The organism is Ignavibacteriota bacterium (assembly GCA_016218045.1).
Taxonomy (GTDB): domain Bacteria; phylum Bacteroidota; class Ignavibacteria; order SZUA-365; family SZUA-365; genus JACRFB01.
The window spans coordinates 58,358-73,948 of sequence record JACRFB010000039.1; the positions used below are offsets into that span (position 1 = coordinate 58,358).

Annotated in this window: 11 protein-coding genes; all 11 read right to left on the reverse strand. The window is 62.5% G+C overall.

Going from position 1 to position 15,591, the window contains the following annotated elements; genetic code table 11:
* Positions 1–15: 15 nt before the first annotated feature.
* Complete coding sequence (locus HY962_09660; protein MBI5647183.1) at positions 16–4,089, reverse strand: aryl-sulfate sulfotransferase; 4,074 nt, start codon at positions 4,087–4,089, stop codon at positions 16–18.
* Positions 4,090–4,245: 156 nt separating this feature from the next.
* On the reverse strand, positions 4,246–6,387 hold the full coding sequence (locus tag HY962_09665) for a carbohydrate binding family 9 domain-containing protein (GenBank protein MBI5647184.1): 2,142 nt from the start codon (positions 6,385–6,387) through the stop codon (positions 4,246–4,248).
* 204 nt (positions 6,388–6,591) lie between these two features.
* On the reverse strand, positions 6,592–7,143 hold the full coding sequence (locus HY962_09670; GenBank protein ID MBI5647185.1) for a hypothetical protein: 552 nt from the start codon (positions 7,141–7,143) through the stop codon (positions 6,592–6,594).
* Positions 7,144–7,163: 20 nt separating this feature from the next.
* Positions 7,164–7,898 carry a LytTR family transcriptional regulator DNA-binding domain-containing protein gene (locus HY962_09675; protein MBI5647186.1) on the reverse strand — a complete coding sequence of 245 codons (735 nt, stop codon included), beginning with the start codon at positions 7,896–7,898 and terminating at the stop codon, positions 7,164–7,166.
* Positions 7,899–7,918: 20 nt separating this feature from the next.
* Complete coding sequence (locus HY962_09680) at positions 7,919–8,983, reverse strand: histidine kinase (protein ID MBI5647187.1); 1,065 nt, start codon at positions 8,981–8,983, stop codon at positions 7,919–7,921.
* Positions 8,984–8,986: 3 nt separating this feature from the next.
* Positions 8,987–9,682 (reverse strand): hypothetical protein, encoded by a 696-nt coding sequence (locus HY962_09685; protein MBI5647188.1) that lies wholly within the window; start codon positions 9,680–9,682, stop codon positions 8,987–8,989.
* Positions 9,672–10,055: a hypothetical protein gene (locus HY962_09690; GenBank protein ID MBI5647189.1), complete on the reverse strand. Its 384-nt coding sequence runs from the start codon at positions 10,053–10,055 to the stop codon at positions 9,672–9,674. Before HY962_09690 ends, HY962_09685 begins: the two co-directional genes overlap by 11 nt.
* Before the next feature lie 173 nt (positions 10,056–10,228).
* On the reverse strand, positions 10,229–11,326 hold the full coding sequence (locus HY962_09695; protein ID MBI5647190.1) for a porin: 1,098 nt from the start codon (positions 11,324–11,326) through the stop codon (positions 10,229–10,231).
* 12 nt (positions 11,327–11,338) lie between these two features.
* On the reverse strand, positions 11,339–12,559 hold the full coding sequence (locus HY962_09700) for an ammonium transporter (protein MBI5647191.1): 1,221 nt from the start codon (positions 12,557–12,559) through the stop codon (positions 11,339–11,341).
* A gap of 462 nt (positions 12,560–13,021) precedes the next feature.
* A complete protein-coding gene (locus HY962_09705) occupies positions 13,022–13,654 on the reverse strand; it encodes a response regulator transcription factor (GenBank protein MBI5647192.1) in 633 nt (210 codons plus the stop codon).
* Positions 13,651–15,576, reverse strand: coding sequence for a HAMP domain-containing protein (locus HY962_09710; GenBank protein ID MBI5647193.1), 1,926 nt, complete (start codon positions 15,574–15,576; stop codon positions 13,651–13,653). The genes HY962_09705 and HY962_09710 overlap by 4 nt, the downstream gene beginning before the upstream one ends.
* Positions 15,577–15,591 lie beyond the last annotated feature (15 nt).

Genomic DNA, 15,591 nt, shown 5'->3' on the forward strand with positions numbered 1-15,591 from the left:
GTTCCGCGATACGTCTTAGCGCGCGAGTACCATCACGCGTGAGAGTACGAGGTCGCGTGTGCGCAGACGGCACGCGTATACGCCCGAGGGGAGACCTTCGGCCTTCCACTCCACCAGATACCTGCCCGGAGCCCTCTCGCCGCTGACGAGCGTGCGTAACACGGCGCCTGAGACGTCCACAATCTCGAGACGCAGATCGGTCGTGCGCTCGATGCCGTAGACGATGGTGGTGCTGCCCGTGAACGGGTTCGGGTAATTCTGGTCGAGCGTTGCGCGCAGCGGCAGCGCGGCGGGCAGCCGCGCTTCGACCGTGCCCGTACACGCGAGCAGCAGCGAATCCGCGCCGGTCGTGTGTATCGCGTCGCGGCTTTCCCAGCCGATGCGGAAATCGGCGTGTGCAATCGCCGTGTTGTCGAAACAGACTGCGCAACTGTCGAGCTGCGCGCCCGGCGCCAGGCCCGCTCCGCTTGCCGTCCATGAAACGACAAGCGGCGTTGAGGCGGGCAGCCAGCCGGCGGGTGTGCCTGTGTGTGACGTCATGATACGCACGCCCGCCGTAAGTGTGCGCACCTCGAGGGCGGTGACGGCCGAGAGGGGTGTATGCCTGTTGAGCAGCATCAGTCGTCCGCAGCACGGCCGTGCCGTGTCGGGTACAAACACGAGAGTATCGGATAGTTCGATCTTTTTCTCGCACTCCACGACCATCGAATCGCAGCAGGGATCACCTCCCGCGGAGGTGGTACACCATTGGAGGGCGATGCGTGTTGCGCCGGGTGGCGGCGCCAGCGTGAGCGCGAATCCGGTTTGCCCCGTGTTGCCAGTAATGCCGCCGCGGTTGTGCCGGAACACGACATGCGAGCCGTCCTGCGCCGTGATCGTCCAATCCCCCGGTGCCGACGCCTGCACGAGCGTGGCGCCCGGTGTGGTGATGCGCGCCACGGCGCCGTCGACGAGTGCGGCGGGCTGCCTCAGGTTCATGAAACTCGTCACGAATCTGCAGGCGGTGGCTGTGGGCAACACGCCGAGTGAATCACAGCGCCGTTCGATGCGTGTACAGAAAAGGATTGAATCGGCGCAGTCGAGAACGGTGTTTCCGAACATTGTGCACCAGCGGAAGGACACGCGGTCGTCCGCACCGGGCAGGAACGATACGGCGAGATTGCCGGCGCCCTGTCCGTTCGGTATCCCACCGCCGGTGTGGCGGAAGATGACGCGTGTGGGCAGGAGGGAATCGACCACCCATCCGAAGACGGGAGACGCGGCGAGTATCGTATCGCCCGCCGATAGAACTGTGACGCTGAGCCGGTCGACACGCGAGACGGGTGTATGCCGGTTTTCGAAACCGAACCGTGTTTCACATGCCGAGGCGTCGACAAGACAGTTCAGGCGGTCGTGCAGTTTCACGAATGGCGCACATTGCAGGGTGACGGTGTCGGGACACACGTCCGTGGTCCCCAACCGGGTGCAGCGCTCGAGACGTACGGGACTGTTCGCCGCGGGAGGTGTGAGCGTAAAGCGGAAATCGCCGGCGCTGCCACCATTCGCGATCGCTGAAGCGGCATGAAACTCGACCGTGGTCGAAGTGCTTGAGGTCACGGTCCACCCCGCGGGAGGCGTGATGCCCGCGAACGAGGCGCCGGCCGTGAGCAGACGGAGGCGGTAGCCGTCTACATCGGAGACGGGTGTGTGCGCGTTATTGAATCCCGTCGTGTAGTCGCAATCGATCAGCTTGGAGTCAAAGTACTCGTCACACGTCGGTTTCGGCGGCGGCAGGCAGGCAAGATCGAATTGGCCGCTGCAGAGTACCGCGCCTCCGGCGTAACTTTCCCAGGCCATACGCACCGGACCCGTCGCCGCGGCGGCGTCGACCACGCAGGGGAAGCTTCGTGTTGCGCCCGAGGCCAGCGGGCTGGCGGTGAGATCGAACACGTTTGTGTCGGCGCGTGTTGATCCCCCTCCGAGAAGAAACACGGCTCCGGGGGTGAGCAGCCGCAGGCGCAGCGCGTGCAGCGGACCCGACGGCGTATGCAGATTGTCGAGACGGAAATCGAAGGTACAGCGCGCAGCGGTCTGAGACTCGTTCACCAGCGAAGCGCTGTCGCACATGGGCGCCTCGCGGCTGCAGATCAGCCTGAGTGTGTCGCGTGTCACGAGTGTACCGCCGTCCCAACTGCTCCATTCCACCGCGACGGGACTCGCCCCCGAAGGCGGCCGCAGCCGCGTGATGAAGGGCTCCAGCAATCCGGCCGTGGCGAGTTCCATGCCCGCCGTGGCAGCGTATCGCGCACGTGTGGCCGAGAGCAGCGTACCGTTCCATCCCGCGATCGTCGGACATGTGACTTCGGCCCATTCATATCCCGGCGTAAGGATCGACAGCTCGAAACCCGAGAGAGGACGTTTTGCACCATTGCGGTTCTTTAATGTCCATTCATAGGTGCAGGTTTTTCGGTCGCTGATCCCCGTGTTAACGGAGACCGAGTCGGGTCCGATACACGCGGTGGTGAGCGGCCACGATCCGCTCGCCAGAACGGTGCCGCTGTTCTGCGTTTTCCACGTGGCGTCCACCGCCCCTGTCTCGCCGTCGAAACACAGACCGAAGCCTCCGAGTGTTGCGCCCGGATTCACCCCTCCCGGTGAGCTGTATTTCAGCAGGCGCGGATTGAGAAGCGTGGCCGTCCATCCGGGGGGCGCGGTCGCGCCGCTCTGTATTGTCGCGCCGGGTGCGACCTCGATGAGCAATTCGTTGATCACTTTCCCCGCGATGTTCCCGTTCTTCACCGACATGGTGTAACAGCACGGTGTGTTTTGCTGGATGGTGACCTCGTCGCGCATGGCCGAGAGTCCCGGATAATCTACACCATAGCGTAGCGACCGGGCGATTTCCTGAGGGTGCTGGTATTGCCAGACCACGTTCCCAGCCGCGCTGACTTCGAACAGATACCCCGACGTCGCTTCGGTGATGAGTGTATTGCCGTTGGGCAGGCGTTGATTGCCTCCGAGATGCGCGGAGAAAAAGGTCGAGCCGTTCGAATATGTCCACGAGGGCGCGGTCGGTCCGTAGGCCGTGCCCGGCGCTAGCGTGAAGTTGCCGCTTCCGTCCATAGGCAGCGTCAGCTCGACGATCGTTGATGCGCGCGCGGTATTGCGGTTGTTAAAGGCGAGCATATGTCCTGCGCCAGGCAGGCCCGAGGGTATCCACCACGCGCAATGCACCACGTCGAACACTGTGCTGCCCGGCGCTCCGTAATTCGAGGGTTTGCCCCAGCGGTACAGGATGTCGCCGCCTTTTCCCCGTTTGCCGCCGCTGTGGCCTGCGGCTTCCGCGGTGGTGGTACCGTGGTCGATAACGTACACTTCGTTGAAGTAATGCGAGGAAATGGCAATCAGGTCGAGGTCGGGATTGTAGCTCACGGCGTTGGCGTGCATCCAGTCGCCCCCGAAACTCACCGTCCCGAGATTGATGTTGATCAGTTCCGGATGCTGTGCCACCACGCCGTAATTCGCGCGTGTCGGGAATTTGTCCTGCACGAGATGATCCCATACATGCCACTCCCATACGATGTTTCCTCCGTTCGAACCGATGGGCTGCACTTCGACGATATGTTCGGGCCACATTGTGACACCGGTCTGCCTCCCGGCCGCGGATGCCTCGGAGGCGGTCTTCACTTCGTAGGCAAGCAGCAGCACGTTGCCGTTGGGCAACGGCTCCACATCGTGATGCATCAGGTATTTCGAACTCGAGTACGTGTACTCCCACACCACATTGCTGTTCCAGTCGATCTTCTGTATGCGCCCCGAACCGGCCGGCACGTTGAGCTGATTGCCCGGATTCAGCGCGGGCCGAAGCAGCAGTCCGTTCTCGAGGAGATACGTGGCATATCCACCCGAGAGCGCGTTCGTCCAGGTATGCACCGGTGAACCCTGCATGTCGATGAGGTAGGTCGTCTTGCTGTTTGTTGCATTGAACAGCGTGTAACCTGGATACGCCTGCGCGCGGACGGACTGCGATGCGCAGGCCGCGAGCAGCAGCACGAGAACAGCCGTGGGCCAAACACGGGCGTGATGGATGTCTGCACGAATAGCAGACACGTGTGTCCGTCGCTGCATAGAGAGGTTCCGAGACTCGAGTGGAAGGAAATTGCCCCAACACGGAGGCGGGAAGGATCAGATTATAGCAATGACAAACAGGGAACACTGTAAGTTACCGCGGGCCCCGGAATCACGGGCGGCGCAGCACGCGCCGGCCTACAGGTAGTACAGGTATTTGAGCTTGAGCACGGCCGCCCTATCGCGCACAGTGAGCGGACTGAGTGCGAACTCCCCGCGCTGCTGCACTTCATTGATCGCGAGGTAGAGCCAGCTTTTTGGAAGAAACTGCCAGGCGAAGCGGAGCCCCGCGAGTATTTGTTCCACCCGGTCCGTCATCATCGACGAGTGGTAATCGATGTACGAGATGTCGACGTACGCGTAAATGCTCAAGTCGTTTACGGGTATGAACGAGAGGAAGGGCCTCGTGTTCCATGTGATATCTTCGATATGCCGGTCAGGATCCCATTCCACAAATCCCTGGAACGATGATCCAACCTGAAGCATGTCCCATGGCCGCCAACTCGCTTCAAGTTCACCTCGAAAGAAATCGCCCTCATAGCCGCGCCGGAAGTTGTAGGTGTGGGCGAACTCGCTCCAGAAAGCCGCGCTCCATTTTGGCGATATCGAGAACCAGGTCGCGAGACTTGCCGCCGAGGATGTGTATTCGAACACACTATCTCGGGATCTGCCTGCCTCGAAGTTGAATTCGCCACCCCAATTCGAACGGAACTGCATGTTGAATCCGGCGAGCAGTTTCCGATCCGTGTATAAATCCGCGTGTTCATACGTAGCGGAGCCCCCCCCGTATGTGCTCAATTCGCGAAGTGATCCTTCCTCGAAGTACCAGCGCGGACCAATGAGCGCGACGATGTCGCTCAGGCCACGCCAGGGCACGAAGCCGACGTCATCGATGTCGAAGCGATTGCCGATCGCTCGCGCCTTGACCGCCGCCGCCCAGTGTTCCTTCGTGAGTGTAAATCCCGCCGATGCGGCGTAGTCGCCCTTGTTCTCTCGCTGCGAGCGCGCGAGCTGCCAGGCGAGCTGCCAGTCGGCATCACGCACCACCCCGTCGATGTCGAGAACTGCATTGGTTTTGTCGCCAGTCATTGCACCCACGGCGAGCGCGCCGATGCTGAATTTTTCGGAGCCGCTGGATTTCACCCGGCCCGCCGCATAGGTCGTGCCGGGCACCACGTTCACGGCCGTGTCGGCACCGTATTCCTGCTCCGCCGCGCGCGCGACAAAACCGCCGTACTCGACATCGCCCCAGCGCCCGAAGGCCTTTGCACCGACACTCAATGGAATCATGCTGCCGTCGGGAAGAATGCGGCCTATGCGGCGCGAGTAGAAGAGTTCGAGCGGCGAATAAAATCCGCTGTTCCGTTGTTTGCCCGAGGCCATGAACACCTCGTTGCCCTCGGTAAAGAAGGGCCGGCGCTCGCTGTAATAAGTTTCGTACCGCGAGATGTTGAACTCGAAGGGATCGGCTTCGATCTGTGCAAAATCGGGATTGGCTGTAAGCTGGAAGGTGAGCGTCTTCGAGGGATTGTAGAAGATGTCGAGACCCGCATCCGGATCCACCTTCATTGCACCCGATTCAATACGATGTGCTTTTAACAAGCCCACGGGATAAAACTCCAAGCCCAAACCGTGCGCGGTAGGACGAATCTCGTCGAGAAGCAGAGTGCCGAAACGCGAGATGCGCTGTCCCTCATTCTGCTGATACGCGCACCAGTAGATGTCCTCGCCATCGGTGGGCCGCCAACGGTCGAAATCGAGTCCCCATACGGTGAGTGAACCGTCGTACTGTATCGAGCGGAAAGGGATGCGCATTTCCACCGCGTAGCCCCAGCCGTATGTGCGCGCGGCCGAGAACCACACACCGTCCCACGCGTAGTCGCGGTTGCGCGCGTCGTCGAGCAGACGGCAGTCGCCGCGCACGCCGCCGGCCGAGACCGCAAATTTGTACGCCGTCTGTTTGTCGCCGAAGGTGTCGAGCATCAGCGACACCACGTCGCCGCCGTAGTCGTCGAGCACGCCCGTGTTGGTCTGGATGTTTGCCGGATCGTCTTCGCAGAGCATGAGGCAGTACAACGCCTCGTCGGTCGCAAGGACTTTGGCGATGGTGCGCCGCGAGGGGGGCTTGCCGTGATAGGGCTGGAACTGCTCGAAGTCCGCAACCGAATCGGCCGCCATCCAGGCGGATTCGATGCGTCCGTCGATTTCGATGGCTGAAGGAGCGCGACGCAACCGCAGCGACTTGGTGGATTTCTGTGTCCATGCGGTCGCGACGGCCATGAGAAACAGGACAGAGGCGCAGAGCGCATACCGCAGCGAGCCGCGTGCGAGGTCTGCTCCGAATCGTCTCATGTGTGTAGCGCCGACGGGCGAGAGGGGTAACTCGTTCCCATGGGTCTTCCTCATTGAGGGGATGGCCAGCGTAATCCCTCAATATCCGAGAAAGAGGTATTCGAAGCAATTGCTCCGTGCGCCGAAGACGGCTCAGCTCGAGACTGCTGCTCCGGCTGCGGCGGAATCCGCGTGCTGCAGCAGCATGATGTACCAGACGAGCACGACGAGCTGTGCAATATCGTGATTATTGCGGAGCGCGGTGTCGAGATCCAGCCGCGCCTGTATCTTGAAGATGTCGGAAAAATGCGAATCCTCGACGCCGCTCTTCAGCGTCAGCAGTACGCGTCCCTGCGCATCCGTCACCTGGTGCTGCGTGCCCCAGAAATTGGCGGATTTGAATTGGTACATGCGACCGTCGGGAAAGCGCAGTTCACCGGTCGATCCGGTCCACCGCGGATGATACGTCGCAAGGTCGGTGTCGGAACCGTCGCGCCGGAGTGTGACGTGTGTGTTGAAAAAGCCGACGCGTTTCATGGTGAAAACACCGTCGCTGGTTTCGGCGCGTCCCAGCGAACCGAACTGTTTCTCGAAGTTCAACGTCGCGAAGGTGCGCGTCCCGTCGGTCAGTTCGAAGGCGCGGGCGAGCGCCTTCGGTTGAATCCATTCGATGGAGAGGCCGATGGCGCTTGTGAGGGAGTGCATGGTGCTGTCCTTGTGAGTGATCAGGATGTGAGGCCGCGGAGCCGGTCGAAGCCGCTGCGGCTGACGGGCAGGGTGCGTCCGTCGACGAGCACCGCGACGCGGCTGTCCTTTGTGTATGGCTCGATGCGCGCGATGCGCGCGAGATTGACGATGAACGATCGGTGGATGCGGACGAAGCGCGCGGGATCGAGGTGTTCCTCGATGCGCGCGATGCGCTCCTGCTTGAGGTGGCGTTTTCCGCCCGCGTGTATGCAGATGTAATCGTCCTGCGCCTCGATATAGTCGACCGTGTCGACGGGAATCACAAACACGCGCGATCCGTCGCGCACGAGCAGGCGGTCGAGCGGAGCCCTCTCCGCGCGCACGTCGCGCGCGAGTGCGGGAGTGTCGGCCGGTTTGTCGGCACGGATGGCCGCGCGCGCGCGGTCGAGCGCGGCGTCGAAGCGCGCCGACGAGAAGGGCTTGAGCAGATAGTCGACCGCGTGCACCTCGAAGGCCCGCACGGCGTACTGGTCGTAGGCAGTCGTGAAGATGATGCGGCAGGGTTCGCCGAGAAGTTCGAGCACCTCGAAGCCGGTCAGCTTGGGCATCTGCACGTCGAGAAACACAAGATCCGGCGCCAGTTCGGTGATGCTTTTCACCGCGTCGAAACCGTTCGCGCACTCGGCGACGACACGGATGTCGTCGTGACGCGCCAGGTATTCGAGGACGAGTGCGCGCGCGAGTTCCTCGTCGTCGACGACAATACAGCGGATAAGAGTATCCGATTCTCCGTTCACGCGGCGGCCTCGGGACAGGGCAGTGATATGCGGGCAATATACGACGTGTCGCCGACACGCGTGTCGAACTGCGCGCCGCCGCCGTAGAGCAGACGCAGCCGGTTCCGGATGATCGCGTGTCCCAAACCCGTGCCGCCGCGCGGCACGGCCTCGGGATCGAGATCGTTCCGTATCTCGATGCGCAGCGTGACGCCCATGCGTGTGATGGAGACGGCGATGACACCGCCGTCCACCAGGTGCGCGATGCCGTGTTTGACGGCGTTCTCCGCCAGCGGCTGCAGCAGCAGGGCGGGCACCGCGCAGTCGAGCGCGGCCGGATCGATCGCGCGCTCGACGAGGAGCCGCTCGCCGAAACGCGCGCGCTCTATGGCCAGGAATTCGTCGAGCAGCGCGAGTTCTTCGCGCAGGGGCAGTGTTTCCCGTCCTCCTGCCGCGAGACTCCCGCGGAAGTACTCGGCGAGCAGCAGGCACATCTCGCGTGCGGCCGCCGCGTCGCGTGTCGTGAGCGCGCTGATCGAGTTCAGACTGTTGAACAGGAAGTGCGGATTGACCTGGCTTCGCAGCGCGCGCAGTTCGGCCTCGCGCGCCAGCATGCCGAGTTCGAGCGCGCGCTGCCCGGTTTCGCGCGCGGCGCGCATCGACAGCAGCAGGTAATGCGCGACGATCGAGCCGATGTAGAGCAACGCCCCTGTGCCGCCCCATGCAGGGAGCGCCGCGCGGTAGGCGTCGACGGCGCCGACGGCGCCGAACATTTCCCCCAGAGCGTAGGACCACACACCGCCCATGCCGAGCCAGATCGCCGCCGAACCCAAAGCCGATCCGGTGTACACAAGGATGTAGCGGAGCGGCATCCCCTCGTCAAGCGGGAGCGACCTGCAGATGTACCACGGGGACAGGCAGACGAAACTATAGACGAGAAACAGCGGCAGAGCGAGCGCGAGTCCGAGCTTCCACGACACGATCCCCGCCAGCGCGAGGAGCGCCCCGAATCCCGCGCCCGCCGCGAGCCACACGGCGAGCGCAAAGAGCAGGGCGCTGCGGTTTCCCAGGAGAGGGTGCATGGATCAGTTGTGAATTTCCATGCCGCCCATGATTGCGTAGCCGCGCACAACGAGACGCGGTGCGCCCGGCTGCAAGGGCCTCTGGGTTTTATCCTCGAAGCCGCCGAGAATGGGAATCGCGACAACCTGCACGTTCCACTCGTGCGGCACGTGCAGCTCCACGCCGCCCCAGAACGCGAACACGTTGAGCACGGCTTCGCCGCGTGTGATAGTGGCGCCGCGCAGATCGATTTCGGCGCCGCCCATGATCGCCGTTATTTCGCCGCCCTGAAAGTCGTGTGTTGTAACGGATCGATTAAAACCGCTCATGATGGCAAGTCCGTTCAGCACAGAGGACGCCTCCTGCGCGCTCGATATTCCGCGCGCGCTGCGCATACTGCGCATGACGATGCCGCCGCCTATCAGAATCAGCACCAAAGGCCAGAGTCCCATGATGCTGAAGGACAACCAATCGAAATTCCGGGCGACAAGGAGCACACCGATCAACGCGACCGCAGCGCCCCAGACGCGGGCGCCCGCGGTGTCGGCGCGTAATGTCATGAAACCGCCGAGTGCCACAAAGACGAGGGGCCAGAACCGCAGCCAGGCGGCCGCGTTCATGACTTCGATATTGTCGAGGGTGATGAGCAGACCGATCGCCACGATAAATACACCGATGATGGCCTGAGCTCCCCATGCGGGGTGTCGTTTAGTTTCCATTGCCGTACTCCGCTTCGATTCTCTGCGATTCGCGCGCCTTCTCGACCGCCCGCCACACCATGCCGATGCCGAAGCCGACGAGCAGTATCGGCCATGAGGTGCCGAAGGTCAGGCCGAAAATATGCTGCACAGACACGAGCAGCCAGCCGCCGACAAAGGTGAGCCACACGCCCTCGCCGCGCTGTTTGGAATTGGCCGCGGTCACGAGCTTGTCAAGTCCGACGGCCACAATGATCAGCGGCCAGTAGCTCCAGACGGAGCCGATGTCAAGCAGGCGGAAATTGGACAGCAGGAGCAAGACGCCCGCGGCCATGATCAGGACGCCGGTCAGGACTTTGCCGCGGTGGTGTTTGAATGAATGTGAACTGCGCATATGAACCTCCGGGTTGTGTTGCGTGGTATCTGCCCGAATCTACAGACAATGGCCCGCGAAGTTTCACGCGTGTCGGTGAATGACGCATCGGATCGGTGAACGGCGAAAAAAAAGCCCCCGTCACACAGAACGTGACGGGGGCCGCGCCGTCGGCCGGCCGTACCATACCCCCACTAGTACACGTACAGCAGATTAAGACCGATCGTCGTCTGTGAGTCGGTGTATTCTCCCGCCTTCTGGAAGACGGTTTTATCGGACGTGTCCATACGAAGATCCATACGTATCACGAGTCCCTTCGCGGGCCGGTACTCGGGTGTCACCGTGATGCCCGTGAGTTTCTGCGCAACACCCGTGCGCGACCCGTCGGTGTCGTCGAACATTTCACCGCGCAGCGATACGGCGAACATCTCGCAGGGCATGTAACGCAGGTATCCGGCGAAACCGCTCCACGCAACCGACTCGCTGCTGTTGGGCACCGCCTCGCTGCCGAAGTCGGCGTTCGCCGCGATGGTCAGAGATCCGCTGATCGAATACGCCGCGCTGAAATCGAACACGCTGCGTGTGTCGCTGTTGTTGCCGCTCTGTTCGGGTCCGCTGATCGCATTGGCGTACACCGACAGCCCGTCCACCGGCGACAGGAACACCTGCGCACCGAGACTTTTCGACGCGTTGTTGTCGACCGCGAGATCCCAGCCGTTGACAACAAAACACGCGAGCGAGAATGACGGCGAGAACGCGTATCCGGCGCGAAGCCCGGTGTGTGTGAAGGGAATCGCGTAGCCGAAGAGGAAGGAACGCGAGTAGTTGTCGTTCCATCCGTCGTGACCTTCGATCACTTCCCAGCCGAGCGGGGTGACGAATTTGCCGACGTCGATCTTCAGGCCGTTGCCCAGCGGCGCCATCCACGTCACGTACATCTGCTGCACGTCGATGTCGCCCCCGGTGAAGCCGGAGGAGCGTGTGAGAGGCGGTATCGAGGCGCCGCCCGCGAGGTCGAGCCGGAAGCCCGCGTCGCCTCGCTCGGCGGCGTCGCGCTTGAATGACAGTTCGAACACGTCGAGCGTGAAGGTGTTGTGGGCGCCATCGAACACGCGGAACATGTTCCGCCCGGTGTCGGGCTTGTTCAGGTTGTAGCAGAAGCCGGTGGAGACAAAACCGTTGACGGTGACAGTCTCAAACCACGATTTTGATTTTCCTTCGTCCTGCGCGGCAAGGCGAGGCGACAGAAGTCCGCAGACGACAACTGCGGCGAGTATTAGTGTGATTCGCATCGGGATTTCCTTTTATCGGTCTTCGAGATAGGCGATCTCGCCGTGCAGCGATTCGTCGAGGCCGCTGGTTTCGTCACCGCTCTCCACACGGACGGGGGTGACCTTGTTGATCAGCCACAGCATGCCGTACGTGAAGGCGAAGGCCCACACGGACGATATCGCGACGGCCGCGAGCTGCTTCAGGAAGAACGAGGTGTTGCCGCCGAGCAGTCCTTCGACGCCCGCGGGATTAAACGACGTGGATGCAAAAACGCCAAGGAGAATGACGCCCAGCATGCCGCCCACACCGTGCACGCCCCACACGTCGAGCGCGTCGTCGAGCTGCAGTTTGTTTTTCAGCATGACCGCGCCGTAACAGACGATACCGGCGATGATGCCGATGATCACCGCGGTGGTGGGGGACACAAAGCCGGCCGCCGGCGTGATGGTCGCGAGTCCTGCCACGGCGCCCGTGAGGAGGCCGACAAACTTGGGTTTTTTCGCCAGTATCCAATCCATCAACAGCCAGGTGACCGCGGCGAACGAGGCCGCGACGTCGGTGTTGAGGAAGGCGCTTGCGGTGACGGCGTCGACGCGGAATTCGCTGCCCGCGTTAAAACCGTACCAGCCGAACCAGAGGAGTCCGGTGCCGAGCGCCACGAGGGGGATGCTGTGCGGACCGTGGTCCACAACCTTTCTGCGGCCCACAAAAAGCACGGAGGCGAGCGCCGCCATGCCGGCGATGTTATGCACCACGATACCGCCGGCAAAATCGAGAACACCCCACTGCTGCAGGAAGCCGCCGCCCCACACCATGTGAACGAAGGGGAAGTACACAAAAATCAGCCAACCGGTGAGGAACCACATGTAGGCCTTGAACGTGACACGATTTGTGAAGGCGCCGGTGATGAGGGCCGGCGTGATGATGGCGAACATCATCTGATACGCAATGAATACCAAAAGAGGAATGCCGTCGTTGATGGGGGAGGGTGTGTTCAGATCCACTCCGCGAAGGAAGGCCATGTCGAGATTTCCGATGATGCCGCCGACATCGCCGCTGAAACACAGCGAATAGCCGAAGAGGAACCACAGGACCGTGGTCCATCCCATCGAAACGAAACTTTGAATCATGATTGTGAGGACGTTCTTGCGTCCGACGAGGCCGCCGTAGAAAAAGGCGAGTCCCGGGGTCATGAGCATGACCAGACTGCTGCATAACAGCATGAAGCCGGTATTCCCGGTGTCAATGACCATCGAAGTGCTCCTGCTAGGTACTGAATGGTGGTGCCGCCGAGGCGGCATTGTAGGCCATTCAAACTAGCGCCTCCCGTACAACCCGGGCGTATGTGCGGGCTGATTCTTTTGTAGGGTTTTCCTGACACTGGTTCGAGACTGGACCTGTCTCCTGTCTCCTCACGCTCGTGTAAGGATACAGGAGGAAGGAGTCAGGAGTCACGGGTTGATACGAATCGTGTCTCCTGTCTCCTGTATCCTGTCTCCTCATACTCGTGTAAGGATACAGGAGGAAGGAGTCAGGAGTCACGGGTTGATACGAATCGTGTCTCCTGTCTCCTGTATCCTGTCTCCTCACACTCGTGTAAGGATACAGGAGGAAGGAGTCAGGAGTCACGCGTTAATACAAATCGTGTATCCTGTCTCCTCACACTCGTGTAACGATACAGGAGGAAGGAGTCAGGAGTCACGGATCGATACAAGTTATTCGAGCAGTTTATGCTCCAGCACATACCGTGTCAATTCCACATTGTTCTTCAGCTCGAGCTTCTCGAGAATGCGGGCCCGATACGTGGTGACGGTTTTTTCACTGATGAAGAGTTCGTCGGCGATGGCCTTGAGTGGTTTGCCGGAAACGAGTTTCTCGAGGACCTGAAACTCGCGATTCGAGAGAAGCGCGTGCGGCGGTTGCGCGATGTCGCGGCCGGCCGCGCGCACGAGCTGATCGGCGACCGCCGCGCTCACATATCGCCCGCCGCCGGCGACTCGACGGATCGCCGCAATGAGTTCGTCGGCGGCGCTTTCCTTGCTGATGTAACCGGCCGCGCCCGCACGCAGCATACGCACCGCGTACTGATCCTCGGGATGCATGCTGAGCACCAGCACCGCTGGCCGCCGCTCGAGTGAGCGCAACTCCTGCAGTATTTCCCATCCGCTTAATCCGGGCATGGAAATGTCGAGGACGAGGAGGTCGTACTGTCCGCCGCGCAGGGCGTCCATCGTGTCGTGCCCGTTGCCGCATTCGCCGGCGACGATCAGATCGGCATGACGCGCAAGTATCTGCTTGAGTCCTTCGCGGAAAAGTGTGTGGTCGTCGGCGAGCAGAATGCGGATCATGTGTCCTCGCGATGATGGGGTATAAAAACGCGGACGCGTGTGCCGCGGCCCGGCGCGCCGTCTATCTCGGCGGTCCCGCCCCAGTAGGCGGCTCGTTCACGCATGCCGAGCAGCCCGAAGGAGCCGGGATGGGCGGCCTCGTCACCCGTGATGCCTCGCCCGTTGTCGCGCACGTCGAGAATCACTCCCGACGCGTCCGACGCGAGACGGGCGGTGACGGCGTCCGCCCCCGAATGCCGCGCCGTGTTGGTGAGCGCCTCCTGAAAAATGCGGAATATCGCGATCGATCGTTCCGGATCGAGCGCGATGTCGTCGGGCGCGATTTCGACCGCGCAGGCGATGCCCGTGCGACGAGAAAAATCCTCGGCCTGCCATTCGATGGCTGCGGTGAGACCGAGGTCGTCGAGAAGGCGCGGTCGCAGATCGGTGATCAACTGTTTGACGGAACGGAGCGTGGTGTCGATCAATCCGCTCATCACATCGATGCGTCGGTGCAGGTCGGGAAAGGCGTCGCGGACGTCCTCGTCGAGTATGCGCAGCTCCAGCTTCAGCGTGGTGAGCGCCTGTCCCAGCTCGTCGTGAATTTCACGCGCCATGCCCTTGCGCTCGTCCTCGCGCACCGAATGCAGGTGGGCCGAAAGATTGCGCAGCGATTCGCGCGAGGCGGTCAGGCGCTGTTCCGCGTCGCGTCGCTCGTGTATCTCTCGTTCGAGCGCCTCGGTGTTGCGCGTGATGCGGTCGGCCATGGCGTTGAAGGTGGAGGCAAGCGTCCCGATCTCGCCGCGCGCCCCGACGTGCGCGCGTTCGGTGTGTGCGCCGCGGCCGAAGCGCTCGGCGTGGCGCGCGAGCTGCAGCACGGGACGCGAGATGCCGCGCGCGACAACCACGCCGACCACGAGGCCCGCGAGCAGCGTGATGAGGCCCGACAACGCGAGCCGCTCGCGCAGGGCCGCGATCGCGCTGAAGGCCTCGCGCGTGTCGATCTCGGCCAGCAGCACCCAGCGCACACCCTCGATGTCGAGCGGCGCGAAGGCGCTGATCACACGCACACCGCGGTAATCGTTGTCGATGAGCGTCCCGCTTTCTCCGCGCAGCGCCGCGCGCGCCGCCGCGGTGTTCACGGTCTGCACCAGGGCGGTCGACCGCCTCGCGGCGATGAGCCGCAGTGTGGCGGAGTCGGCGCCGCTCGCTCGCATGCCGCGCAGGTATTTCGTCGCGTCCTGCAGGAAAAAGCGCGAATCGCTGCGCATGCGCAGGTCGCTGCCGACGATGTACGTCTCGCCGCTCTCGCCCAGGCCTCTCTCGAGCCAGCGGCCCCCGGAGGTGGCGAGCGTGTTCAGGCGGTCGATCGAAATGGCCGCTACAAGCACCAGCGGCGCCCGGCCGGCGTCCGCGAGCTTCACCGCGAACAGCGCCATCGGCGGCGCGGCGTCGCGTGATGAAAAATCGAAGTCCGTCACAATACACCCTGTGTCGGCCGCGGCCATTCGCGCCGCGTTGCGCAGTGCCGCCGCTCCCGGACGCGCTCCGTCACGCGCGGCCGCTGCCGCGCCGGCGGACCAACACTCGCAGTACAGCCGTGTTCCTCCGGTATCCGTCAGGAACAGCGCGCTGAAGGCGTGCTCCTGCGTGTAGCGCAGACCCGAACGGAAAATATCGCGCGCGGCCTGACCCGCCTGTACCGCGCGCCGCGCTTCGGCCCGGAGCACCTCGTCGTCCGCCGCCTCGCGCATCAGCAGCCGGTGCGAGGCGAACCACTCCTCCACGCGGCTCTTCATCGTCTCGCGCACGGATGTCAGTCGCTCGAAGGTCGCGGTCTCGAGCGCGTCACGCGACGTGTCGAAGGCCTGCCACCCCGTCGCCCCCACCGACAGGAGGCCGAGCAGCACGAAGGCAAGCTGGAGTTTTGTCTGGATGTTCACCGCAGGTCACTCATT

What these genes read in the sequence shown, in the direction of transcription:
- HY962_09665 (MBI5647184.1), bottom strand. Translation starts at nt 6,387, where the DNA reads ATGGCCGTCGCGACCGCATGGACACAGAAATCCACCAAGTCGCTGCGG.
- HY962_09670 (MBI5647185.1), bottom strand. Translation starts at nt 7,143, where the DNA reads ATGCACTCCCTCACAAGCGCCATCGGCCTCTCCATCGAATGGATTCAA.
- HY962_09680 (MBI5647187.1), bottom strand. Translation starts at nt 8,983, where the DNA reads ATGCACCCTCTCCTGGGAAACCGCAGCGCCCTGCTCTTTGCGCTCGCC.
- HY962_09685 (MBI5647188.1), bottom strand. Translation starts at nt 9,682, where the DNA reads ATGGAAACTAAACGACACCCCGCATGGGGAGCTCAGGCCATCATCGGT.
- HY962_09690 (MBI5647189.1), bottom strand. Translation starts at nt 10,055, where the DNA reads ATGCGCAGTTCACATTCATTCAAACACCACCGCGGCAAAGTCCTGACC.
- HY962_09695 (MBI5647190.1), bottom strand. Translation starts at nt 11,326, where the DNA reads ATGCGAATCACACTAATACTCGCCGCAGTTGTCGTCTGCGGACTTCTG.
- HY962_09700 (MBI5647191.1), bottom strand. Translation starts at nt 12,559, where the DNA reads ATGGTCATTGACACCGGGAATACCGGCTTCATGCTGTTATGCAGCAGT.
- HY962_09705 (MBI5647192.1), bottom strand. Translation starts at nt 13,654, where the DNA reads ATGATCCGCATTCTGCTCGCCGACGACCACACACTTTTCCGCGAAGGA.